At 64.4% G+C, this 23378-nt stretch carries 26 protein-coding genes and 1 riboswitch; of the genes, 16 read left to right on the top strand and 10 right to left on the bottom strand.

Features of this window, described 5'->3' with window-relative positions; all coding sequences use genetic code 11:
• Positions 1 to 163: 163 nt before the first annotated feature.
• Complete coding sequence (locus ACR9ZC_RS26045) at positions 164 to 2197, top strand: hypothetical protein (protein ID WP_481582786.1); 2034 nt, start codon at positions 164 to 166, stop codon at positions 2195 to 2197.
• A gap of 89 nt (positions 2198 to 2286) precedes the next feature.
• Here ACR9ZC_RS26045 and metF read toward each other — a convergent pair whose 3' ends face one another.
• The 3 genes from metF to ahcY form a co-directional block, all read right to left on the bottom strand.
• Positions 2287 to 3114, bottom strand: coding sequence for a methylenetetrahydrofolate reductase [NAD(P)H] (gene metF, locus ACR9ZC_RS26050; protein ID WP_481582472.1), 828 nt, complete (start codon positions 3112 to 3114; stop codon positions 2287 to 2289).
• A 21-nt stretch (positions 3115 to 3135) separates the two neighbouring features.
• Positions 3136 to 3489, bottom strand: a complete 354-nt coding sequence (locus ACR9ZC_RS26055) for a phage holin family protein (RefSeq protein WP_173255805.1) — start codon at positions 3487 to 3489, stop codon at positions 3136 to 3138.
• 158 nt (positions 3490 to 3647) lie between these two features.
• Positions 3648 to 5069, bottom strand: a complete 1422-nt coding sequence (gene ahcY / locus ACR9ZC_RS26060) for an adenosylhomocysteinase (protein ID WP_481582473.1) — start codon at positions 5067 to 5069, stop codon at positions 3648 to 3650.
• A 31-nt stretch (positions 5070 to 5100) separates the two neighbouring features.
• Positions 5101 to 5203: riboswitch (S-adenosyl-L-homocysteine riboswitch) on the bottom strand.
• 157 nt (positions 5204 to 5360) lie between these two features.
• Between ahcY and ACR9ZC_RS26065 the strand changes: the two genes are divergently transcribed.
• Positions 5361 to 6185, top strand: a complete 825-nt coding sequence (locus tag ACR9ZC_RS26065; RefSeq protein WP_481582474.1) for a hypothetical protein — start codon at positions 5361 to 5363, stop codon at positions 6183 to 6185.
• A gap of 38 nt (positions 6186 to 6223) precedes the next feature.
• Here ACR9ZC_RS26065 and ACR9ZC_RS26070 read toward each other — a convergent pair whose 3' ends face one another.
• Both ACR9ZC_RS26070 and ACR9ZC_RS26075 read right to left on the bottom strand, forming a co-directional pair.
• Entirely contained in the window at positions 6224 to 6961 is a 738-nt protein-coding gene (locus ACR9ZC_RS26070; protein ID WP_331567866.1) for an LrgB family protein, read from the bottom strand.
• Between the two features lie 57 nt (positions 6962 to 7018).
• On the bottom strand, positions 7019 to 7429 hold the full coding sequence (locus ACR9ZC_RS26075) for a CidA/LrgA family protein (RefSeq protein WP_481582475.1): 411 nt from the start codon (positions 7427 to 7429) through the stop codon (positions 7019 to 7021).
• A 147-nt stretch (positions 7430 to 7576) separates the two neighbouring features.
• Between ACR9ZC_RS26075 and ACR9ZC_RS26080 the strand changes: the two genes are divergently transcribed.
• The 3 genes from ACR9ZC_RS26080 to ACR9ZC_RS26090 all read left to right on the top strand — a co-directional run bounded on the left by ACR9ZC_RS26080 (position 7577) and on the right by ACR9ZC_RS26090 (position 11938).
• Complete coding sequence (locus ACR9ZC_RS26080) at positions 7577 to 8521, top strand: LysR family transcriptional regulator (protein ID WP_440558936.1); 945 nt, start codon at positions 7577 to 7579, stop codon at positions 8519 to 8521.
• A 260-nt stretch (positions 8522 to 8781) separates the two neighbouring features.
• Entirely contained in the window at positions 8782 to 10473 is a 1692-nt protein-coding gene (locus tag ACR9ZC_RS26085) for an isovaleryl-CoA dehydrogenase (RefSeq protein WP_481582476.1), read from the top strand.
• Positions 10474 to 10519: 46 nt separating this feature from the next.
• The gene (locus ACR9ZC_RS26090; RefSeq protein WP_481582477.1) at positions 10520 to 11938 is read left to right on the top strand and encodes a coniferyl aldehyde dehydrogenase; all 1419 of its coding nucleotides are present in this window, start codon (positions 10520 to 10522) and stop codon (positions 11936 to 11938) included.
• Between the two features lie 34 nt (positions 11939 to 11972).
• On the opposite strand, the gene ACR9ZC_RS26095 is transcribed toward ACR9ZC_RS26090, so the two are convergent.
• Together ACR9ZC_RS26095 and ACR9ZC_RS26100 are read right to left on the bottom strand one after the other, a co-directional pair.
• Positions 11973 to 13007 carry a serine/threonine protein kinase gene (locus ACR9ZC_RS26095; protein WP_440562026.1) on the bottom strand — a complete coding sequence of 345 codons (1035 nt, stop codon included), beginning with the start codon at positions 13005 to 13007 and terminating at the stop codon, positions 11973 to 11975.
• 127 nt (positions 13008 to 13134) lie between these two features.
• A complete protein-coding gene (locus ACR9ZC_RS26100) occupies positions 13135 to 13350 on the bottom strand; it encodes a hypothetical protein (protein WP_173255814.1) in 216 nt (71 codons plus the stop codon).
• On the opposite strand from ACR9ZC_RS26100, the gene ACR9ZC_RS26105 reads away from it, so the two are divergent.
• From ACR9ZC_RS26105 to ACR9ZC_RS26115, 3 genes are all read left to right on the top strand, one after another.
• Positions 13349 to 13510, top strand: a complete 162-nt coding sequence (locus ACR9ZC_RS26105) for a hypothetical protein (RefSeq protein ID WP_481582478.1) — start codon at positions 13349 to 13351, stop codon at positions 13508 to 13510. The genes ACR9ZC_RS26100 and ACR9ZC_RS26105 overlap by 2 nt on opposite strands.
• Before the next feature lie 189 nt (positions 13511 to 13699).
• The gene (locus ACR9ZC_RS26110) at positions 13700 to 13939 is read left to right on the top strand and encodes a hypothetical protein (RefSeq protein WP_481582479.1); all 240 of its coding nucleotides are present in this window, start codon (positions 13700 to 13702) and stop codon (positions 13937 to 13939) included.
• Between the two features lie 193 nt (positions 13940 to 14132).
• Positions 14133 to 14315, top strand: a complete 183-nt coding sequence (locus ACR9ZC_RS26115) for a hypothetical protein (RefSeq protein WP_440562020.1) — start codon at positions 14133 to 14135, stop codon at positions 14313 to 14315.
• A gap of 30 nt (positions 14316 to 14345) precedes the next feature.
• Here the strand turns inward: ACR9ZC_RS26115 and mgrA are convergent, their stop codons facing one another.
• Positions 14346 to 15392, bottom strand: coding sequence for an L-glyceraldehyde 3-phosphate reductase (mgrA, locus tag ACR9ZC_RS26120; RefSeq protein ID WP_481582480.1), 1047 nt, complete (start codon positions 15390 to 15392; stop codon positions 14346 to 14348).
• 160 nt (positions 15393 to 15552) lie between these two features.
• Here mgrA and ACR9ZC_RS26125 point away from each other — a divergent pair, with 160 nt between their 5' ends.
• Complete coding sequence (locus ACR9ZC_RS26125) at positions 15553 to 15765, top strand: DUF3185 family protein (RefSeq protein WP_481582481.1); 213 nt, start codon at positions 15553 to 15555, stop codon at positions 15763 to 15765.
• Between the two features lie 18 nt (positions 15766 to 15783).
• On the opposite strand, the gene ACR9ZC_RS26130 is transcribed toward ACR9ZC_RS26125, so the two are convergent.
• Entirely contained in the window at positions 15784 to 16545 is a 762-nt protein-coding gene (locus tag ACR9ZC_RS26130; protein ID WP_440562012.1) for a phytanoyl-CoA dioxygenase family protein, read from the bottom strand.
• A gap of 305 nt (positions 16546 to 16850) precedes the next feature.
• Here ACR9ZC_RS26130 and ACR9ZC_RS26135 point away from each other — a divergent pair, with 305 nt between their 5' ends.
• The 4 genes from ACR9ZC_RS26135 to ACR9ZC_RS26150 all read left to right on the top strand — a co-directional run bounded on the left by ACR9ZC_RS26135 (position 16851) and on the right by ACR9ZC_RS26150 (position 19136).
• Positions 16851 to 17201 (top strand): hypothetical protein, encoded by a 351-nt coding sequence (locus tag ACR9ZC_RS26135; protein WP_481582482.1) that lies wholly within the window; start codon positions 16851 to 16853, stop codon positions 17199 to 17201.
• A gap of 105 nt (positions 17202 to 17306) precedes the next feature.
• A complete protein-coding gene (locus ACR9ZC_RS26140; RefSeq protein ID WP_173255746.1) occupies positions 17307 to 17534 on the top strand; it encodes a hypothetical protein in 228 nt (75 codons plus the stop codon).
• Positions 17535 to 17687: 153 nt separating this feature from the next.
• Positions 17688 to 18347, top strand: a complete 660-nt coding sequence (locus ACR9ZC_RS26145) for a glutathione S-transferase family protein (RefSeq protein WP_481582483.1) — start codon at positions 17688 to 17690, stop codon at positions 18345 to 18347.
• A 156-nt stretch (positions 18348 to 18503) separates the two neighbouring features.
• On the top strand, positions 18504 to 19136 hold the full coding sequence (locus ACR9ZC_RS26150; RefSeq protein WP_481582484.1) for a LysE family translocator: 633 nt from the start codon (positions 18504 to 18506) through the stop codon (positions 19134 to 19136).
• Between the two features lie 112 nt (positions 19137 to 19248).
• Here ACR9ZC_RS26150 and metK read toward each other — a convergent pair whose 3' ends face one another.
• On the bottom strand, positions 19249 to 20436 hold the full coding sequence (gene metK / locus ACR9ZC_RS26155) for a methionine adenosyltransferase (RefSeq protein WP_481582485.1): 1188 nt from the start codon (positions 20434 to 20436) through the stop codon (positions 19249 to 19251).
• Between the two features lie 323 nt (positions 20437 to 20759).
• On the opposite strand from metK, the gene ACR9ZC_RS26160 reads away from it, so the two are divergent.
• The 3 genes from ACR9ZC_RS26160 to ACR9ZC_RS26170 are packed head-to-tail and all read left to right on the top strand — an operon-like array spanning position 20760 to position 23346.
• Positions 20760 to 21644: a lipid A biosynthesis lauroyl acyltransferase gene (locus ACR9ZC_RS26160; RefSeq protein ID WP_481582486.1), complete on the top strand. Its 885-nt coding sequence runs from the start codon at positions 20760 to 20762 to the stop codon at positions 21642 to 21644.
• A 49-nt stretch (positions 21645 to 21693) separates the two neighbouring features.
• On the top strand, positions 21694 to 22560 hold the full coding sequence (gene dapF, locus ACR9ZC_RS26165) for a diaminopimelate epimerase (protein WP_481582487.1): 867 nt from the start codon (positions 21694 to 21696) through the stop codon (positions 22558 to 22560).
• A 60-nt stretch (positions 22561 to 22620) separates the two neighbouring features.
• Positions 22621 to 23346: a DUF484 family protein gene (locus tag ACR9ZC_RS26170; RefSeq protein WP_481582488.1), complete on the top strand. Its 726-nt coding sequence runs from the start codon at positions 22621 to 22623 to the stop codon at positions 23344 to 23346.
• Positions 23347 to 23378: the final 32 nt, after the last annotated feature.

The raw sequence follows: 23378 nt of genomic DNA on the forward strand, positions 1-23378 counted from the left end.
GAATCGGTCCGAGATTTTCGCGAATAACGCGGTCTCTTTCACCTGGCGGTTAGCCTGCTCACCGCAGTCGAGCGCGCGTTCGTCGCGTCTCGCGCTCCCGATTCGTTCACTCATAGAGGCATAGATGTTTCGTTGTTTATCGGTCCGTATCCGCACGATCCCCTTGGCATTGCTGCTAGCGACCACATCGGTCGTTTCGCTCGACGCGCTCGCCGATTCAGGCGACTACCGCATGCGAAGCGAAACGCGCTCGAACGGCGTAGGCATCCTTCAACAAGTCGATGCCAACACGTTTCCTCAATTTAAGGGTTCGCGCCCGGTGTCCTCCGCTCCTGACACGCCGGGCGTCGGGGCGAGCCACCTGCGAGCCATTCGCATGCTGGTGCCGAGAGCTGGCGATGTCGCCATAGCATCACAGGACGAATCGACCCAGTTCATCGTCGAGTTCTACAATCACGCTTTGTACGTGGTCTATGGCGGCCCCTCCCTTTCGAAATCCAAAAATCCCTTCCTGCGGACCGACAGAGGATCGACCTGGCGAGACGACACGCGCCGGTGGGCGCAGACAGTGAACGTCAGCTCTTCCCGCGCGACGCATTTCATCGTGACGCTGTATGTCGTTCCCCGTCTCGACGACACATCGTCGTCCAACGGCAAAGGCAACTTGCTTCTCACCGTCAACGAGGCCACCGTGCAAGGCATGCACGTTATCACCGGGCGAACGCTGGCCAATGACATTGCGCTCTCGGTGGATGAAAGCAACTGGTCGCATTGGCGGCAAGCACCGTTGCGTGCGGGGCTCGTACGCCGGCACCAGGACGACGTGCTCCATCCGCTGCGCACCTCTACCAGCCGCCTGCCCTTCATCGAACAGCGAACGCTCGATCTGCGCGCCGATTCGGGCGGACGCCGGCGCGACAAGCGATGCCTGAACAACGTCATCTTCGACATGAGCAATCTCATGCTGCCGTTGTCGCTGGACGTTTACTTCGGCCGCGCGGATCTGTGCTCATTCGATCCCCATCCCAACGAGGACATTGCCGCGCCGCTGCCGCTCGTGGAAGTGACCGATCCGCAGGACATCCCACGCCTGCCCGAGCCAACCGTTTTCGAGGCCTCCGCGCTCGAGCCGAGAGAGCTCGGTTACACCGATGCATTCGACGCCGCGATGGGCGTCCAGTTTTGCAATTCCAACCACCTCGCCGGAGAGGGCGAGCAGCCGTGCACGGACGAAGACCGGCGCGCGGTTGCGGCCATTGGCGAGCTCACCCCGCTGGAAGTCGACGAGTTGCTTGCCAGCATCGCTCGCATGTTCGCGCCCGATCAACAGGGCACGGGTACGCTGCGCACCGGCAACGCCGAACTCGATCGATGGCTCAACGCCGATCTGAACCGGGCCGAGCAGGCGCTCAACGCGGCCAAGGCGATCGTGCGCGTTTCCGATGCCGCGGCAAACGTCAACGAAACGATCAAAAAGAAGAAGAACAAGAAGGAAAAAGTCGTCAAGGCGAGCTGCGTCATCAAGCAGAAAGACGATGGCTCGGACGAGGTGAAAAACGGCGCGGACGACGAATTCACGCTTTGCGTCAAAAAAGCGAAGAGGCAGCTCGGGGAGACCGGCCCGACCGTGGCCCTGCCGCCGCATGTCGACGATAGCGACCGTTTCCATCTGCGCGGCACGCCGGGATTCACGCGACTCGTCCGGGAATTCCGCAACACGGGCAGAAGCCTGCCTCCAGGCATGGCCGGCGATCATTTCGCCCAATTCACGACAGCAATCGCCCGAGATCGCGCGCCGACCGGCGACAATCTCGGCCTGATCTACATCAACGATCCCACGCTGCGCGGCAATGTCCGGTTCAAATATGGAATCGAGCACATCTGGGCACCCGGCGCAGGCGGTGGGGACGACGCGGGGCACCGGGATGACTGGCAGACTCGTCTGCCGGGGCTCTCGGTAAGCGGGCGCGATGTGCTGACACAGGTGATCATGGCCGCCTTGACCGATCCATTCGCCCAGTTCAGGCAGACGCGCTCACGCAACGGCAACGTCGTACGCACGTTCGAGTACTTCACGTTCCGACAGGGCCAACGTCTTTTCGCCATCAGGAACGTGCGGATCGTGCTCGGTCAGAATGGAATGGTCATCACGGCATTCCCGCTGAAAAACGCCAGCGCGCAATCGCTCGAAATGTAAGCCGTTCCGGCTGCGGGGGAAGACATCCCCGCAGCATCGGTACCCGCCGGCGCCGGGACTGCTCGACGGATTCGGCGGCCGGCGGGCGTTCAGCCCAACCGCTCGCAAATCGCCTTCGTTGCCGCGGCTCCATTGAGCGTATAGAAATGCAGCCCCGGTGCACCTGCTTTTACGAGGCGCTCGCAAAGCCGGGTGACGACATCGAGCCCGAACGCGCGAATCGACTCGCGATCGTCGCCGAAGCTTTCGAGCCGGCGCGCGATCCAGCGCGGCACTTCCGCACCGCACATATCGGAAAAGCGCATCAGTTGCGTGTAGTTCGTGATCGGCATGATGCCGGGCACGATCGGCACATCGACGCCGAGCTTACGCACATCTTCGACGAAGCGGAAATAGGCGTCCGCGTTGTAGAAGTACTGCGTGATCGCCGAGTTGGCCCCCGCCTTCACCTTGCGTGCAAAGTTCTCGAGGTCTTTTTGCGGCGAGCGCGACTGCGGATGATATTCGGGATAGCCCGCGACTTCGATGCGAAACCAATCGCCGTATTCGGCGCGAATGAAGGCGACGAGCTCGGACGCATAGCGCAGCTCGCCGACCTCACCCATGCCCGAAGGCAAATCGCCGCGCAATGCGACGATATGGCGAATGCCGTGACTGCGATAGCGCTCGAGAATGTCGCGCAGGCTCTGCTTCGACGAGCCGATGCACGACAAATGAGGCGCGGCTTCGAGCCCGTCGCGCGCCAGTTCGAGGACGGTATCGAGCGTCCCTTGCTGGGTCGAACCGCCGGCCCCGAACGTGACCGAGACGAACTTCGGCGCGAGCCGCGCGAGTTGCGCGGCGGTGGCGCGTAGCTTCTCGACGCCGTCGGGTGTCTTTGGCGGGAAAAATTCGAAAGAGATTTCGATGGTGGCCATGGTGCGACAGAAGAACGGCAATCAGCCTAGGCTGCGATTGCCGAATATGAGGGCCGACAGCAACCACGACACGATGCTGTACAGAATCGAGCCGAAAAACGCCGACCAGAATCCCGACACTTCGAAGCCTTTCAGTAGCGACGCCGCGAGCCAGAAGCAAAGCGCGTTGACGACGAGAATGAAGACCCCGAGCGTAACGATCGTCACGGGCAGCGTGAGCAGAATCAGCACGGGACGAAGCACGGCATTGATGAGCCCGAGCACGAGCGCGACGATGAGCGCTGTACCGAAGCTGCGAATATGGATCGACGGCACCAGGTAGGTGATGATCAAGAGCGCGAGCGCATTGATCAGCCAGGTCAGCAGCACGGTCATCTCAGGACTCCTTTCGGTTTCGTTTCGGTTCGGTATCGGTTCGAGGTCGCCGCCGGACGCAAGGCGAGGCCCGCCGCCGGCCAAGGCTGGCAACGGGCGGCCGTCGGCCGGCGCGTTCCGCGCAAGCATGCCATACGCGCCGGCGCGGAGCCGACCGTTCAATAACGGTAGTGATTCGGCTTGAACGGACCGTTCTTGTCGACGCCGATGTAGCTCGCCTGATCGTTCGTGAGCTCGGTCAGCTGCACGCCGATTCGCGCAAGGTGCAAACGCGCGACCTTCTCGTCGAGATGCTTCGGCAGCACGTAGACCTTGTTCGCATACTCGGCGCCGCGCGTGAACAGCTCGATTTGCGCGAGCGTCTGGTTGGCGAACGAGTTGGACATGACGAACGAGGGGTGGCCCGTTGCACAGCCGAGATTCACGAGGCGGCCTTCGGCCAGCAAAATGATGCGCTTGCCGTCGGGGAACACGATGTGATCGACTTGCGGCTTGATGTTTTCCCACGTGTACTGGCGCGTGGAAGCAACGTCGATCTCCGAATCGAAGTGACCGATATTGCAGACGATGGCGTTGTGACGCATCGCCTTCATATGCGCGTGCGTGATGACGTGATAGTTGCCCGTGGCCGTGACGAAGATGTCGGCCTTGTCGGCCGCGTACTCCATCGTCACGACACGATAGCCTTCCATCGCGGCCTGCAGCGCGCAGATCGGATCGATTTCCGTGACCCAGACCGTTGCGCCGAGCCCGCGCAGCGATTGCGCGCAGCCCTTGCCGACGTCGCCGTAGCCCGCCACGACCGCGACCTTGCCGGCGATCATGACGTCGGTCGCGCGCTTGATGCCGTCGACGAGCGATTCGCGGCAGCCATAGAGGTTGTCGAACTTCGACTTCGTCACCGAATCGTTGACGTTGATGGCCGGGAACGGCAGGCGGCCGTCCTTTTCCATCTGATAGAGGCGGTGCACGCCCGTCGTGGTTTCCTCGGTCACGCCGCGGATCTGCGAGAGGCGCTTCGAATACCACGTCGGATCGATGGCGAGATGGCGTTCGATCGATTTGAACAGCGCCGTTTCCTCTTCGTTCGTCGGCTTGGCGATCGCGCTGCGATCCTTCTCCGCCTTCGAACCAAGGATGAGCAGCAGCGTGGCATCGCCGCCGTCATCGAGAATCATGTTGGCGAATTCGCCGTTCGGCCATTCGAAGATACGGTGCGAGAATTCCCAGTACTCGTCGAGCGATTCGCCCTTGAACGCGAAGACCGGCTTGCCGCCCTTGGCGATAGCCGCGGCGGCGTGGTCCTGCGTCGAAAAGATGTTGCACGAAGCCCAGCGCACCTCGGCGCCGAGCGCCTCGAGCGTCTCGATCAGCACGGCCGTCTGAATCGTCATATGCAGCGAGCCCGCGATGCGCGCGCCCTTGAGCGGCTGCGCGGCTTTGTATTCTTCGCGGATTTGCATGAGCCCGGGCATTTCGGTCTCGGCGATGTTGAGCTCCTTGCGGCCCCAGTCCGCAAGCGAGAGATCGGCGACAACGAAATCCTGCGAGTGATTCGATTCGATAACTGCGGCGTTCATCACGCCCTCCTTTCTAAATGAGTTCTAGAAATAGACGTGAGCGCCGTTCGATGGAACCGCCGCGCGTTTCATGCGGGGTCCGATTGAAGTTTCCGAGCCTGGCGGGCAAAGCCGTCGCAACGCTCCTCGGAAACGGGGGGAATTGTAGCAAAAACACGCGCGCAACGGTCCCGGCATCGCATGCTGCCGAGGCTTGCGATCCCGCAGTCGGATAAACGAGAGTTTTCTCGTTGCCGCTCTTGCAGCCGTTCCGGATAGTGCCCGGATGTTCTCGTCAAAAAAGGGATACCCGTGTCATTCGGATTGAACAGCCAATTTCGCAAGGCTACGCGAGGGTTCATCAGCCAGATGGCGATCTCCGCGAAGGCGATTCAGGCAGGCGGCCCCCACGGGACTGGTTTCGATTTGCGGATACCGTCGACCATCAAAGGACCGACCGTCCACCTCGGCTATTGGGGAGCGGGCAGCCGCTCCGACGAAATACTCCCCGGCTACTGGGTGCCGCAAGGCGGCTATTGCGACATCCCCAAGGCGCCTGAGGAAAAGTGCTTCGTCTTCACACCCGACTTCAGCGGTTGCTCGCTGCTGGTGGACCAGATCGGCAACGACGCGTATCGCGTCTATCACGTACAAGGCGGAAGCGCGCGTTTGCAGCCGGAGTATTACCGGCGCCACGACAGCACGCCGCAGCGGCTCGGCCTCGCCGCGGCGATGACGTTCGGTGACTATGGACACGTCTGCGGGGATCGGTTTGGAATGGGACAGGTCCGCACCGAACGACGTGGTTTCGCATTCCTCAAATACGAGCAAGGGCGCTGGTGGATCTACTTCCAGGGACAGCACGAGTTGACCGACTTGAACTGCGACGCATCGCGAGACCCTCTTACGCTCGGCGTGCGTAACGCAGGGCGCATCCCCGTGGCGGATCTCACGTGTGAAGTGCCGCGGATCAACGCGCGACACGATCCGCAGGTCGAGCGCAAGCGCAACGAGGCCTGCCTGCCGCCGAAAGCGCCTTTGCACGATCTGCCGATCAGCCGTCAGATCAAAGCCCAGCGGCGCCTGCTGCCCAACGACGAAGTATGGGCGGGCTTTTCTCCGGCATTCGGTCACTGAGGGCGCCGCGCCGGCGCTGGCCCCAACCGCGGCGCGTGTTACCCGAACGCGCTGCCGAGCAGCGAGCCGATCACCGGTGCAATCAGGACCATGACGACACCCGCGATCATCATCGTGAGGCTTGCGATCACGCCCTCCTCGCTGCCGAGCTCGCGCGCCTTTGCGGTGCCGACCGCATGGGCCGCCGCGCCGAAGAGCGCACCGCGGGCGAGCCGCGTGCGCAGCGGCATGAGCGCCAGGACGAACTCGCCGAGCAGCATGCCGCACACGCCCGTGGCGATGACGAACAGCGCCGTCAATTGCCGGGGCGCATGGATTTCATCGGACACGGCGAGCGCGAACGGTGTCGATACCGAACGCGTAAGCAGACTGCGCGCGACGTCCGGGGCCAGGTGCAGGAGCTTGGCCAACGCGAACGAGCCGCTCACGGCTACGACGATGCCGACGGACACGCCCGCCGCGAGCGAGAGCCAATGGCGCTTCATCAGTTCGCGGTATTCGTAGATCGGCACGGCGAATGCGACTGTCGCCGGCCCGAGTAGCCACATGAGCCAGCGCGTATCGGCAAAGTACACGGCATAGGGAATGTGGGCGATGACCACGAGCGTCGCGAGCAACGCGGGCACCACGACGAGCGGCGTCAGCCACGGGCGCGAAAATCGCGCATAGAGCCGCTTGCCCGCGGCATAGAGCGCGATCGTCAGCGCGAAGCAGACGGCCGCGATGGCTTGCGGACCGAAAGCGGACACCGGCGATGACAACATCGAGGCAAGCATGGTCATGTTCCGTTCAGGTGAGGCGATCCGACGCGTGGAAAGCGCGCGGGCGAGCCATCAGCCGCGCGCGACGCGCGCATGCCGCATGGCCAGCCGGCGTTCGAGACGCGCGGCCTGATCGACGGTGAAGGCCACTGCAACCATGACGGTCAACGTGCCGGCCACCACCACGAGCGCGAGCCGCCAGCCGTCGGACTTGAAAAGCCCGCCGTACTGGACGACCGCGACGGCCGCCGGAATAAAGAAAAGCAGCATGTTCGAAAGCAGCCAGTCCGCCCCCGCCTTCACCCACTTCGGCGCGATGCCACCGGTGAGCAGCAGTGCCAGCAACGTCGCCAAGCCGACCACGCTGCCCGGCACCGGCAGGCTCAAGCGCCGTGCGGCTTGGTCGGCGATGAACCAGAGTGCGGCCAGCAGCGCGCTTTGCGCGACGATTTGCGCGAGATTCCCGATGCGCTTGACGGTCATGGCAGAACTCCCTATTGACTTCATGAACCAAGTGTAGTCAGCTCGCGCCCATAAATAAAATGACTTAAAATCATCCGATCCATTCCAATTTGGAACAACATCGACCCGGGGCGGCCTCGCCCCGCACGGCGCTGGAGGGCACAGGCCATGGAATTGCGCGCGCTGCGTTATTTCGTCGAAGTCGTGCGGCAGCAGAGCTTCACGCTCGCAGCCGAGCGTCTTTTCGTCACACAGCCGACCATCAGCAAGATGGTGAAGGCTCTCGAAGAAGAGGTCGGTGCGCCGCTCCTGTTGCGCGAAGGCCGGCAAATGGTGCTCACCGACGAAGGCCGCATCGTGTTCCAGCGCGGCCAGGACGTATTGGCCGCGCACACGCGGCTACAGGCCGAGCTCGACGATATCGGCACGCTGGGGCGCGGCGAACTCACCGTCGGCATTCCGCCGATGGGCGGCTCGCTCTTTACGCCGGCCATCGCCGAATTCAAGCGTCGCTATCCGAAAATCGAGCTGAAGCTCTTCGAGCAAGGCTCGCGCGGCATCGAAGCCGCGCTCGCGGCGGGCGAGCTGGAGCTTGGCGGCTTGCTGCTGCCCGTCGACGCCGAGCTTTTCGACGTGCTCCCGATGTCGCGGCAGCTGCTGTGGCTCGTGGCGCGCACCGGCACACGCTGGGACAACGTGGAGCGCGTCGGGCTCGCCGACCTTGCCGAAGAACCGTTCGTCTTTTACGGCGAGAGCCTCGCGCTGAACGATGTCGTTACGCGTGCGTGCCGGCAATCGGGCTTCGCTCCGACGATCGTCGCGCGCAGCAGCCATTGGGACTTCATGGCGGCGCTCGTGCATGCGGGGCTCGGCATCGCGTTGCTGCCCGCCCCGTACTGCGACCGTCTCGATCCGGCACACTTCACCTGCCGCCCGCTGGGCGAGCCCGAAATCCCCTGGGAGATGGCAATCGGCTGGCGGCGCAACGGCTATCTCTCGCATGCCGCCCGTGCGTGGCTGGAGGTGGCGCGGCAAACGCTGCCAGGCCAGCCGGGCGACGATTTCGTCTATGCGCGCACCGGCAAGGCGGCCGGCAGTCCGGATGTTTGGTGAGCCGTGCGGGGCGTGAGTTCGTCGTCATCGGCGGTGCGCTCGATTGACAGCCGGCATGAGGCGTTCGATCGTTGTCGCGAGCCCTTCCTCTAATCGTTCGGCCCATTCAGAACCTATGATGCAGGTGCGATGCACCGACGACGCCCGCGGCGCCGCAGGAAGCGTCGCAGCCGCCAAGCGCAGCGACCGCCAGAACGGGCAGCGGGCGGCTGTAGTGTCCTCCTCGGACGAAAGTCCCAGGTTTCTCGGAGCAAACTCGGATGAAACCGCAGAGCACCCACGAAGTCACGAATCAAACGCCGCCGCTCGAAGGCTATAACCTCTTTGCGAGCGACCCGGTACTCGCCGCGGCCGTCGATCGCGAAGGCGCGCACTGGCACGCCGAGGCGCTCGTGCGCGATGGTGCACGCATCGGCAGGCGCGAGATTCTGGCGCTGGCCGACCTCGCCAATCGCCACGCCCCCGAACTCTTTACATACAGCCCGCGCGGCGAGCGCATCGACACACTCGAATTCCATCCCAGTTGGCACCGGCTGCTCGAATTGCTGCGCGAAGAGGGCCTGCACGCGCTGCCGTTTTCCGAGCCGCGCCCCGGCGCCATGGTCGCGCGATGCGCTGGCTACTTCCTGCACGCCCAGCTCGAATCGGGTTCGCTGTGCCCGTTGACGATGACGTTCGCGAGTATTCCGGTATTGCGCCGCGAGCCGGCGCTCTTCGCGGCGCTGGCCGACAAGCTTTATTCGCGCGAGCACGATCCGCGCGACGCGACGCTCGACGAGAAGCGCTCGATGCTGGTTGGCATGGGCATGACGGAAAAGCAAGGCGGCTCGGACGTTCGCTCCAATCGCACGAGGGCGTTCGCACTGGATCGGGGAGGGCGCGGCAACGCCTACCGGCTCGTGGGGCATAAGTGGTTTTTCTCGGTGCCGCAATCCGACGCGCATCTCGTTTTAGCGCGCGCCGACGGCGACGAAGGACTCTCGTGTTTCTACATGCCGCGCTTCGCCCCCGACGGCACGCGCAACGCAATCCAGATACAGCGGCTCAAGGACAAGCTCGGCAATCGCTCGAACGCGAGCAGCGAAGTGGAATTCCTGGATGCGTTCGGCATCATGATCGGCGAGCCGGGCAGGGGTGTACCGACGATCATCGAGATGGCGAACTACACGCGGCTCGACTGCGTGATCGGCAGTGCCGCACTGATGCGCGCGGCGCTCGTGCAGGCCATCCACCACGCCCGTCACCGGATGGCATTCGGCAAGCGGCTCGCCGAACAGCCGCTGATGCGCAATGTGCTGGCCGATCTCGCGCTCGAATCGGAGGCGGCGACGCTGCTCTTCATGAGGCTTGCCCGCGCGTTCGACGCACACCTCGCCGCCGATGCGGGCGAACTCGGGGCCGACAGCGATGCCGAGCGTGCCTGGCGGCGCATCGTCACGCCCGCGGCCAAGTTCTGGGTATGCAAGCGCGCCCTCGAGTTCACCGGCGAGGCAATGGAAGTACTCGGCGGCAACGGCTATGTCGAAGAGAGCCCGATGGCGCGCTTTTACCGCGAGGCACCGGTCAATTCGATCTGGGAAGGATCGGGCAACGTGATGTGCCTGGATGTGCTGCGCGCGATCGAACGCGATCCGCCCGGCATGCAAGCGCTACTGGCGCAATGGCGACGGAATGCTGACGGACACGCCGTGCTCAGCACCGCCCTCGCCGAACTCGAGGCCTTGCTCGGTGGCCCCCCGGACGCGCGCGAAGTGCTGGCGCGCCGGCTCGCGCAGCACATCGTCCTGTGCGCGCAAGCTGTGTCGATGCTCGAGGCGGCGCCTGCCGCGAGTGCCGACGCCTTCATTGCAACTCGGCTCGGGCAGGGTGCCGGCCGGTGTGGCCGCGTCTATGGAACGTTGCCGGCGTCATTCGACCACTCGGCCGTCATCGCGCGCGCATTCGAGCATTGAGCGAGCGCCGAACGCGCGTTGGATCGACACAGGGAGCGACGACGCCATGAACAACGATTTACCCGACGATGCAGCGCTCGGCGACTTGCTGCATGCTCAGCGTGCGGCCTTCCTGCGCACGCCGTACCCCGACTGGGCGCAGCGCGCCGCGCATCTGAAAGCGTTGCGCGCGATGCTGCTCGATCACCGCGACGCACTGGCGGCGGCCGTCGACGCGGATTTCGGCCAACGTGCGAAGGCCGAAGTCCTGCTCTCCGAGGTCTGGCTCATCAAAAACGAAATCGATGCGGCGCTTCGGCACGGCAAGCGGTGGATGCGCGCGCGCCGCCGCGCGACCGGCATCTGGCTGAGGCCCGCGCGCGCGAAAGTGATGCCGCAGCCGCTCGGCGTCGTCGGCATCGTCGCGCCGTGGAACTACCCGCTGCTGCTTTCCATCGGCCCGCTCGTCTGCGCGCTGGCGGCCGGCAACCGCGCGATGGTGAAGATGCCGGAACTTGCGCCACGCACGTCCGCGCTGTTCGCGCGTTTGATTGCACAGACGTTCGCCCGCGACCATGTGAGCGTCGTGACCGGCGACGCGGCGGTCGGCGCGGCGTTTTGCGGACTTGCATTCGATCATCTGCTGTTCACGGGCTCCACGGCGGTGGGCCGCGAGGTCATGCGCGCCGCGGCGGGCAATCTCACGCCGGTCACGCTCGAACTGGGCGGCAAATCGCCCGCGATCATCGGCCCGCACGCCCGCTTCGACGCCGCGGTGGACAGTATCGTCGCGGGCAAGACGCTCAACGCGGGCCAGACCTGCATCGCGCCCGACTACGTGCTGTTGCCGCGCGAGCGCGTGGCCGCCTTCATCGAGCGCGCCCGCGCCCGCGTGGCCAAGCTGTACCCCGATCTAGGCGGCAATCGCGATTACACGTCGATCGTGGCCGAACGGCATTATGCGCGGCTCATGCGCATGGCCGATGAGGCCGTTCGGGCAGGCGCCCAGCTCCATCCGCTGTCCGACGCGCCCAACGATGCGGCCCGCCGCGTTTTTGTACCGTGCGTCATCACGAACGCGCCCGAGCACACCGCCGCCATGCGCGAAGAAATCTTCGGCCCGCTGCTGCCGCTCGTGCCTTACGACACGCTCGACGAGGCGATTCGTTACGTCAATGGCCGCGAGCGCCCGCTTGCGCTCTATCTGTTCGACGACGATCGTTCGAACGTCGAGCGCGTACTGCGCCATACCGTCTCAGGCGGCGTTTCGGTCAACGAGACACTGCTGCATATCGCATGCGAGGGACTGCCTTTCGGCGGCGTGGGCGCGAGCGGAATGGGCGCGTATCACGGTTATGAAGGATTCGTGACTTTCTCGACGCTCAAGCCGGTGTTCGTGCAGGCGCGCGTAAACGCGCGATCGCTGCTGCTGCCCCCGTACGGGCTGCGCTTTCGGGCCATCATCGCCACGATGCTGAAACTCTGACCGTGGCGATTCCGATTCCAATTCCAATAGATGCTCAGACCGGCCAGAGCGGCCCTTCCTGCATCGCGCCGATTTGCTCACGCAGTTCGAGCACGCGCGCTTCCCAATAACGCTGCGTGTTGAACCACGGAAACGCGGCCGGAAACGCCGGGTCGTCCCACCGACGCGCGAGCCACGCCGCGTAATGGATGAGTCGCAGCGTGCGCAGCGCTTCCACCAGATGGAGCTCGCGCGGCTCGAAGTCGCAGAAGTCCTCGTACCCGGCAAGCAGATCGGTCAACGCGGCTGACGCATCGGCTCGTCCGCCCGGCAATAGCAGCCAGAGGTCCTGCACCGCCGGGCCCATGCGGGAATCGTCGAAATCGACGAAGTGTGGGCCGGAATCGGTCCATAGAACATTGCTCGCATGGCAGTCGCCGTGCAGCCGAAGGTGCGCCACCTCGCCGGCCGCCTCGAACGCGCGCTCGACCGCATCGAGCGCCATCGCAGCCGCCGCGGCATAGGCGTCGCGCAGCTCGGCCGGAATGAAGCCGTGAGCCAGCAGGTAATCGCGCGGCTCGCGGCCGAACGACGCGATGTCGAGCGTCGGACGCACGGCGTAGGGCACGCGCCGGCCCACCGCATGAATGCGCCCGATGAAGCGCCCCATCCATTCGAGCGTGTCGCGGCGGTCGAGATCGGGCGCGCGCCCGCCTCGCCGCTCGAAGACGGCAAAGCGAAAACCGTCGAATGTATGCAAGGTACGCGATTCGACGATACGGGCCGGCACAGCGGGAATCTCGTGCTCGACGAGCTCGGCGACGAAGGCGTGCTCTTCGAGAATCGCCTCGTCGGACCAGCGCTCGGGCCGATAAAACTTGGCGATGACCGGCGGGCCGTCTTCGACGCCGACCTGATAGACGCGGTTTTCGTAGCTGTTCAGCGGCAGCAGCCGCCCATCGGTGCGCACACCGGTCGGCGCGAGCACCGTATCGAGCGCATCGAGCACGCACTCGGGCGTGAGTCGCGTAAAGGGGTGCGTGGACGACTGATCGTCCATGCCAGGTCCATCGGGAAAATGATCGTTCATGCCGGCATTGTGCCGCAACGGCACGCGTACGGCATCCACGCAGTGTGGCGAAGCGGCATCGCCCCACGGCCCGCCTGTTGGGGCCGGCGTTGGCTGTCAGACGGCGGCTGTCAGACGGCGGCCGCCGTCAGTGGACGAGCGCGCCAGCCGGACGGGCGACGAGTTCGCCCGTATCGATGAGATCTTCGAGGAAAAAAGGCTCGGTGCTCAGTTGCAGCGATGCGCCGGGTTCACCGGCGTACCAGACGACCATCGCCATATCGCCGAGTATGCGCATGACGATGCCGCGCGCGCCCGTGGGCACGGCGATATGCACGGACCTGACGATCGAACCGACTTGCATGATGTTTCCCCCGTGTCAGTGGTGGATGATGAAGATGCGCGAAGACAACGCGCCCGAGCCGGCAGACAACCGTATGGCGGGGCAAAACGCACATTCGATGACACCTTGGCACATGCAGGCATTGTTGCCGGAACCGGCCGCAGTGCAAAGCAGAATGTAACGGGCTATCTGCCGTCACTTCCCGCGATCATCCTTACAAAGTACTGTCGAATTCGGCCTGCCGGCGGCGCGTGCCCGGGGTACGATTGGTGCTGTAGCCGGGGGCGGCTTTGCGCGTGATCCGAGACGCGCGTTTTCCACGGAGCGCGAGCGTGCCCCCGCTCGAGCGCTCGGAACAAGGAGATCATCGATGAACACGTTGCTGCCCTACGCGATTGCCGCCGTGTCCGGCGCTGCGATACTGGCCCTCGGCGGGTGCGCGCACGGGCCCGATTACGTCAAGCCGACATCGACCACCGCCAAGGTGTCCGATGCAGCGCCGGTCCAGCCGCTGCCCGAAGTCCAGCACCGACAACGCGGCGATCCACCCGCGCCCGGCGAACCCGCCGCCGCGAAGGCCCGCCCCGCCGCCCCTGGCGTCGACGGTTGAAACGGCACGTAAGGGCCTCTTCGCAGGTCCTAAGACCCAGCCCTTCGCGTATATGACGCAGCCCAGGATATAACCGCCAAGGGCGGCGCCATCTCCTATACTCGATCAATAACGCGCCGGGTTTTCGCCGGCGCGACGATTACAGCTTGCACCGGCAGCGAACCTGCTGCGGGCTGCGGACAAGGAGACGGGCATGGCGACGTTCACGGTCAGCGACTTCATTCTCATGATCCCGATGGCGCTCGCGGGCGCGCTGTTTCTCGGCGCTCTGCCGACCTCCTCGAAGTTCCTGCACAACGTGCTACGCGTGTTCGGCGCACTGCTCGGCGTCGTGTTCGCGGTCGCGCTCGTGGAAGGGTTGCCCGCGCTGGTGTAGCGGCGTGCGGCAGCGCGGGCGGACGCCGCCCTAGCGGATCGGCTGATCCGTCGAGGGCTTTTCCCAGAGGTTGATCCCACCCTCTGTCGCATAGCGATCGATTTCGGCGAGTTCTTCGGCCGAAAACGCGAGTTGCGCGAGCGCCCCGACGTTCTCGCGCACCTGCTCGGCCCGGCTCGCGCCGATCAGCACGGAAGTGACGCGCCCATCGCGCAGCGCCCAGGCCAGCGCCATTTGCGCCAGACTCTGGCCGCGCCGCTCGGCGATCGCGTTGAGTTTGCGCACGTGATCGATGTTCTGCGGGCTCAAATGGCCTTGCTGCAGCGAACCGCCACCCGGCTTGTTGATGCGCGCGTCGGCCGGGATGCCATTTAGATATTTGGAAGTCAGCACTCCCTGCGCCAGCGGCGTGAAGGCGATGCAACCGGTTCCAGTCTCCTCCAGCGCATCGAGCAGTTCGTGCTCGATCCAGCGGTTGAGCATGTTGTAAGCCGGCTGGTGAATCAGCAGCGGTACTTTGTACTCACCGAGCAACCGGGCCATTTCGCGCGTTTTTGCAGCCGAATACGACGAAATGCCGACATAGAGCGCCTTGCCTTGCTGCACTGCGCTCGCCAGCGCGCCGGCCGTCTCCTCGAGCGGCGTATCGGCATCGAAGCGATGCGAATAGAAGATATCGACATAGTCGAGACCCATTCGCGCGAGGCTCTGATCGAGGCTGGCCAGCACATATTTGCGCGAGCCCCCGCCCTGGCCATACGGTCCCGGCCACATGTCCCAGCCGGCCTTGCTCGAAATCAGCAATTCGTCGCGATAAGGGCGGAAGTCGTCCCTGAAAAGCCGCCCGAAGTTGGTCTCGGCGGTGCCGTAGGGCGGGCCGTAGTTATTGGCCAGATCGAAATGCGTGATGCCGAGGTCGAACGCGGTGCGCAGGATTTCGCGCTGCGTCGATAGCGGCGTCGTATCGCCGAAGTTGTGCCATAGGCCAAGTGACAAGGCCGGCAGCTTCAAGCCTGACTTGCCACAAGTGCGGTACTGCATGTCCGAATAGCGTTGCGAAGCAGCTTCATAGCCCATTGGAATTCCTTTCATGCGGGTCGACAAATGACGATGCGGTGCTGCCGATCCCTCGCGATTGCGCAGCGAAAAATCGGCAGCCGGATGCGCGCCGGGTGGACATCGACGGTGCAACTTTCATACACTGCGCCGTTAGCGTGCCAATGACGGAAACTTCTCCATGATCAAAGCGATCTCGATTGCGTTACTTGCGGGCGGCGTCATACTGCTCTATTTCGGCGGGCAATCGTTCCATTCTCTCGCCAACGACATGTCGCGCATGTTCACGGGCGCCCCGACGAACAAGACGATATGGCTCATTGCCGGCGGCATCGTGGCGACGCTCGCGGGTCTCATCGGGCTCATATCGACGGGCCCGGGCCGCAAAAGCTGATTCGCCCGCCCGCCGGCACTACAGTACGATCTCTGGTTTCGAAGCCGAACGCGTGCCCGGCAACGGTACGTTGCTCGCGCCATGGTAAGTGAAAACGAGCGAGAACTTGACCTCGTCGGTCTGGTTGCGACCGGCCGAATGCAGCGTGTTGCAGTGAAAGAAGACGACATCGCCGGTCTGCAGTTCGGGGCAGACGGCCGTGTCGATGATCGACTTGTTTTCGGGTAAGTCGGCACGGAAGAATTTCGCCGCGTCGAAACGGTCCGACGTGAAAGTCATGGCATGCGAGCCGGGTACGAGCCAGAGCGCGCCGTTCTCGACGAATTCGGGACCGAGCGCAAGCCACGTCGAAACGAGATCGTCGCGCTCGAACGACCAGTAGCGCGCGTCGCGATGCCATCCGGTCAGGCTGCCGTACGCCGGATGCTTCGTCATCATGCAGTTGTGATGGGCGCGCGACAGGTGCGGCGTCTCGCCGAAGTACAGCTCCATCCAGCCCCGGATCTCGGGCGAACTCGCCCATTCGCGCATCAGCGCATCGCGCGCATACGCATCGAGCAGCCGCCGGACCGTATGGCCGCCCGGCGCGTGTTTGGACTCGGGCGCGCCGGGATAGCGCAGGTCGGCCTCGTATTCGACCGGCTGCGCGGCTTCCCGCAATTGTTGCTGCGCGCGGGCCTTGATGGCGGCGCACCGCTCGGGCGATACCAAGCCCGGCACGACCACGAAACCGCGTTCGCGCAGCGCCTGCACCTGTTCTTTTTTCGAATGCTCTGACATGAAACGGTCCGTTCGCCGATGGCGGTTGGTCGGAAACGATTTATTTTAAAGCGCCGGAGCGTGCACGGCACGCGTGCCGGCGCACCGCCATTGTGCATGAATGCGCTCGGGTCGACCCCGACTTACGCACGTCACGATTCGCGTGTAGGCTGCCACCCATGTCGATAGTCCTACAATGCCCGCCGCGCACGCGCGCAGGTGCGGCTCTTCCTCCCGGTTTTGCCTCTCCGTTTCGCGATGGCATGGTTGCTGCGTCAAGCGCAGCGCCTCCCGTCGATCGCGACACCGTTTCCGTTTCGGTTCCCATGCACAGACGAATCGCCATCCGCCTCAAGCATGCCGCGCTCAAAGCCGCACGCCCCGCGCGGCGCGGCGTCGTTCGCGCGCTGCGCCATCACGCCGTGCGCGCACGCCGCAGCGTCCGCTCTTTCGATCATCAGGCGCCGACCGGCTTGCTGCGGTCCTGGCTGCGGGCCCTGGTCGCCGTGCTGCGCACGCGTCGTGCCGCGCGGCGCTTCTCGCTGCGGGCGCTCCTCGTGAAGCCGGCCGTGCGCCGTGTGCAAGCAGCGCAAGCGCGCTTCGTACACCAGGCGACGAGTCGGCGGCCGCGCAGGCTCGCGCCCAGCGCCGGATGGTTCGCGTTCGCCGCGCGTTGAATCGGCTGTCACCGAGCGTATCGAACCGGATGCACCCATCCGTCGCCTGACCCCGTTCCGGCGGCAGGGCTGGCATGCCGGCCGCGATAGCGGTTTAATGTCGGCATGAACACGCCATCTCGGGGCAGCCCCGATCCTCATCCGCACAAGCGCCCGTCGAAGCGGATGCTCACGGCGCTGACGTTCCTCGTCGGCTTCGCGACGCTCGGCCTCGGCATCGCCTGGCTTGTCTATAGCTGGATCGTCGACCGGGAAGTGCCTTACTTCGCCATCCCGCTCGTTCTTACGGTGCCTGTCATCGTCGCCGTCGCTTTTCGCAATTGCTGGGATTAGCGTCGTTCGCGGGAGTGACGATCTCGCGAACGTCGCCGCGACAATCAGGCGCATCAGGTGTCGATTTCGAACGGGCTCGTTCGTCGTCAAGCTGAACGGCAACGAGCCGTTCCGGCGAAATCCCCGCTGCTCATTCGACGAACGAGGCTCCGAATGTCATTGATTCTGTACGCGCACCCGTTTTCTTCCTACTCGCAAAAAGTCCTGGTCGCACTCTACGAGAACCACACGCCGTTCGAATGGCGGCAGCTCTCGCGGGAAAACCCCGAGGTGCTCGCTCAGTTCGCGGCGCTTTGGCCAATCAAGCGCTTTCCGCTACTGATGGACGGCACGCGCGTCCTGAAAGAGTCGACGATCATCATCGAATATCTCGCGCTGAATCACCCCGGGCCCATCCAACTCCTGCCCACCGATCCGCAGGCCGCACTGGAGGTACGCAGCATGGATCGCTTCTTCGACAATTACATTTCCAGACCGCAGCAGCAGATCGTCGCCGATGCGAGGCGTCCCGACGGCATGCACGATACGTATGGGGTGAAAGAAGCCAGGGAGATGCTCGAGACGGCCTATGCGTGGCTCGATAAAGTCATGGCCGAGCGACAGTGGGCCGCCGGCGACATGTTCAGCCTTGCCGATTGCGCGGCCGCACCGTTTCTCTTTTACGCGGATTGGTCGCACCGGATCGATCCGTCGTTTTCGCACGTCATCGCATACCGCAAGCGGTTGCTCGCGCGCCCCTCGTTTGCGCGCGCCGTCGATGAGGCGCGGCCCTATCGATCGTTGTTTCCGCTCGGCGCGCCCGACCGGGATTGATCGTCGGCCAAGACGGCCGATGCTGCCGTCTTCATGCGCTCGCCCTTTTTCGTAGTCGGGGCCGCGGCGGTCTCCCGCGACTGCCGTATGTTCGTGCCGCACCTGGCGCCGCGCACCCTATACTGACTCGCTCCCACCTCGCGAGGCGTCTGCTCCATGCACGAGACCACACTGGCCGTTTTCGCCGCTGTCGCCTTTGTCGGCATTGCCACTCCCGGCCCCACGGTGTTGCTCGCACTCACGAACGGCTCGCGGTACGGGCTTCGCCGTGCGGCCTACGGTTTCGCCGGCGCCGTCGCGTCAGACTTCGTCCTCATTTCGGCGGTGGCGATCGGCCTCGGCGCATTGCTCGCGGCCTCGACATTCTGGTTTTCGGTCGTCAAATGGGTCGGCGCGGCGTATCTCGCCTACGTCGGCGCGCGCCTGCTGATGTCGAGGGGTGCGTTCGAGCTCGATGACGAGCAAGCGTCCGGTGGACGTCAGCGCAATCGTGCGATCTTCCTCAAGAGCTTTCTGACAGCCGTGACGAATCCGAAGGGCTATCTGTTCTTTTCCGCTTTCTTGCCGCAGTTCATCACGCCCTCTGCACCGCTCGCGCCGCAGTATGTTGCGCTCGCAATCACTTTCGCGGCCCTCGATCTGGCGATCATGTTCGGCTATGCGTTGCTCGGTGCGCGCGCCATTAGCCTGCTCAAGCGCTCTGGCGCCCGTTGGCTCGAACGCGCCTGCGGTGGGATGCTGATCGGTCTTGCCGGCTCGCTGGCGCTTTACCGCAGACATGCGGCGTAAAGCCCAGGCGGGCGGCCCGCTTCGCTGACGGGGCATATACGTCACCGACGTGCCAATAAAAACCCCGACCTGAAGTCGGGGTTTTTTTCACACCGCGCATGATCGCAATGCGTTACGCCACAGCCGCGACAGCCTCCGTTCCGGCCGCCTGCGCAAGCGCGAGCGCTTTGTCCGTGCTTTCCCACGTGAATTCGGGTTCCTCACGGCCGAAGTGACCGTAAGCCGCCGTCTTTTCGTAGATGGGGCGCAGCAAATCGAGCATCTGAATGATGCCCTTCGGACGCAGATCGAAATGCTCGCGCACGAGTTGCGTGATCGTCGCATCGGACACGCGGCCCGTGCCGAACGTATTGACCATCACCGAAGTCGGCTGCGCCACGCCGATGGCGTACGACACCTGGATCAGACAGCGCGAGGCCAGCCCGGCCGCCACGATGTTCTTCGCCACGTACCGGCCGGCGTACGCCGCCGAGCGGTCGACCTTCGACGGATCCTTGCCGGAGAACGCGCCGCCACCGTGGGGCGCCGCGCCGCCATAGGTATCGACGATGATCTTGCGGCCCGTGAGACCGCAGTCCCCTTGCGGGCCGCCGATCACGAACCGGCCGGTCGGATTCACGAGGAACTTGATGTCGCCCTTGATGAGCTCGGCAGGCAGCGTCGGCTTGATCACTTCTTCGATGACCGCTTCGCGCAGCATCGACAAATCGATATCGGGCGCATGCTGCGTCGAAAGCACGACGGTGTCGATCGAATGGGCCTTGCCGTCGACATAGCGCACCGTGACCTGCGACTTCGCATCGGGGCGCAGCCACGGCAAGCGGCCATCGCGGCGCAGGCTCGCCTGACGCTCGACGAGACGGTGCGACAAGTGGATCGGCAACGGCATCAGCTCGGGCGTTTCGTCGCACGCATAGCCGAACATCAGACCTTGGTCGCCTGCGCCTTGATCGAGGTTGTCATCGTGCGCGCGATCGACGCCCTGCGCGATATCGGGAGATTGCTTGTCATAGGCAACCAGCACCGCGCAGCCGCGATAATCGATGCCGTAGTCCGTGTTGTCGTAGCCGATACGTTTGATCGTATCGCGCGCGACTTGAATGTAATCCACATTGGCCGTCGTCGTGATTTCGCCGGCCAGTACGACGAGACCCGTATTGCAGAGCGTTTCGGCGGCAACGCGGGAGTATTTGTCCTGCGTGAAGATGGCGTCGAGGATCGCGTCCGAAATTTGATCGGCGACCTTGTCGGGATGGCCTTCGGAAACGGATTCGGACGTGAAGAGGTAGTCGTTTGCCACGTTGCAGACTCCATTGGTTACGGTTGTCGATTTCACGTAGCCAGCTCCGGGAGCCTGAAGCGGCGACGCTTTAGCGGATTTCCCTTACCGCGAGTGGGCCTTTACGTGCCCCCTGCGGCTTCGCCCCGCAAGTTGTCTATTAACTCGGCGAAGTCCGTATTATAGCGACTTCTCGTTCCTGTCACAGAGTGAACTGCCGTGTCTTGTGCCCCCTGTTTGCCGCATTGCGCGCTTACACCGGTCCCGTCGTTCGTATCGGGCACCATGCCGCCACTCGCGCCGGCGCGACATGCGCCGCGCCCGCTGCCGACCGGAGCACGCGTATGTTGAGCCGCATCGGCACGAAGTTCGCCATCGGCTTGCTCAAGTTCCTCGCGATTCTGCCTTATGGCCTCGTCGCGCGCTTCGGCGACGGGCTCGGCTGGCTGCTCTATCAGGTCCCGAGCCGGCGCCGCCGTATCGTTCACACGAATCTGTCGCTCTGCTTTCCGCAGTGGAGCGACGAAAAGCGCGCACAGATCGCACAGCAGCATTTCCGCCATGCGATCCGCAGCTACGTCGAGCGCAGCGTTCAATGGTTCGGCTCGCAAAGCAAGCTCGAAAAGCTCGTGCAAGTCGACAGCGCCGTCGATCTGACCGATCCCGATCTGCCGCCCACGCTCTTTCTCGGCTTGCACTTCGTCGGCATCGAGGCGGGCTCGATCTTCCTCAACCACGCACTCGGGCGCCGTTGCGGCTCGCTCTATCAGCCGATGTCGAACCCCGAACTCGAGGCCGTCGCCAAAGCGGCGCGCGGGCGCTTCGGCGCCGATATGGCAAGCCGGGCCGACAGCGCCCGCGTGGTGCTGCGCTGGCTGCGCGACCGCAAACCGGTCATGCTCGGCGCCGACATGGATTACGGCCTGCGCAATTCGACCTTCGTGCCGTTTTTCGGGGTGCCGGCCTGCACGCTGACCGCCGTCGGCCGCTTCGCCAAGGTCGGCCACGCCCAGGTAGTGCCGTTCATCGGCGAAGTGCTGCCGAACTACAAGGGCTACCGGCTCAAGGTCTTCGAGCCGTGGCAGGACTACCCGAGCGGCGACGACGACATCGACGCGCGCCGCATGAACGCTTTTCTCGAACAACAGATTCCGCGGATGCCGGAGCAATACTACTGGGTTCACAAACGCTTCAAGACGCGTCCGCCCGGCATGCCGAGCGTCTACTGACCGGGCGTCGCCCGATACGCGCCGCGCGTCGCTTACAATAACGCCCATCATGAGACTTCAATTCACCAAGATGCAGGGTGCGGGCAACGACTTCGTCGTGCTCGACGGCTACAGCCGCCCGCTCTCGCTGACGAGCGAACAGGTGCGCGCGCTGGCCGATCGCCATTTCGGCGTCGGCGCCGATCAGCTGCTGCTCGTCGAGCGGCCGAGCGCGGCCGAGGCCGATTTCAAATATCGCATCTTCAATTGCGACGGCGGTGAGGTCGAACATTGCGGCAACGGCGCGCGCTGCTTCGTCAAGTTCGTGCGCGACGCCGGACTCACCGACAAGCGCAGCGTGCGCGTCGAAGTACACGGCGGAATGATCACGTTGACGATGCAGGACAACGGCGAAGTCGTCGTCGACATGGGTCGCCCCGTCTTCGATCCGGCGCGCGTGCCGTTCGATACCCAAGGCCTCGCCGCGCGCACCGAGGGTGCCGACGCGCTCTGGCCGCTCGAGGCGGCCGGCGAGCCGCTCGAAGTCTCAGTGGTCTCCATGGGCAACCCACACGCCGTGACGATCGTCGACGACGTCGAGGCCTACCCTGTTTCGTCGGTCGGTCCCGCGCTGGAACGGCACGCGCGCTTCCCGCAGCGCGTCAACGCCGGCTTCATGCAGATCGTCTCGCGCCATGAAATCGCGTTGCGCGTGTTCGAGCGCGGCGCCGGGGAGACGCTCGCCTGCGGCACGGGTGCTTGCGCAGCGGTTGCCGCCGGCATTCGGCGCCATCGGCTCGACTCGCCGGTCCTCGTGCGCACGCACGGCGGCACGCTGACCATCGCCTGGGACGGAGCGCGCGATGAAACGTCCGCGCTGACGATGGCCGGCCCGGCCGTGACCGTCTTTCGCGGCGAGATCGAATTGGCCGACTGAGAACCCGCCCCACCGTCCGCGCGCTTGCCGCTCACTTATCCGCCAAAAAACGCTCACACCATGAACGATCGCGAAGTCGCCGAATACCTGCTCGCCAATCCCGAATTTTTCGTGCAACACGCCGAGCTGCTCGCCGCGGTGCGACTCGCGAACCCGCATGGCAAAGCCGCCGTGTCGCTGCAAGAGCGGCAGATGGAAATGCTGCGCGAAAAGAACAAGCTGCTCGAAAGGCGCCTGGCCGAGTTGCTGCGCTACGGGCACGAGAACGACAGCATCGCCGCGAAGTTCAACCATTGGACCGCACGCGTCATCGCCGAGCGCGATCCCCACGCACTGCCGCGTACCGTCACGCATGGGCTCACCGAGGTCTTCGACGTTCCGCACGCGGCCTTGCGCCTCTGGGACGTGGCCGATGTCTACGCGCAGGCCGAGTTCGCCCGTCAGGTCGGCGAAGAAGTCCGCATCTTCGCCAACAGCCTGGGCGCCCCGTACTGCGGAGCGAACACCGGTTTCGAAGCCGCCCAGTGGCTGGGCGCGGGCGCGCAGCCGAGCGCCCCCGCTTCGGCCGAGGAAGCCTGCACGGCCCCGGGCGAAGCAGGCGGCATCCAGTCGGTCGTGCTGCTTGCGCTGCGCGATCCGCAGGCCGATGAAAGCGCGCCCGCCTTCGGCCTGCTCGTCATGGGCTCGCCCGATCCGCGCCGCTTTCACGAAGGCATGGCGACGGACTTCCTCATGCAGATCGGCACGCTCGCGAGTGCCGCGACGAGCCGCCTGCTTGCCCGCTGAGCCGGCTGCCGGCCGCATCCAGACCATCCCCG

The sequence above is a fragment of the Trinickia sp. HAY1-2D genome (genome assembly GCF_056754935.1).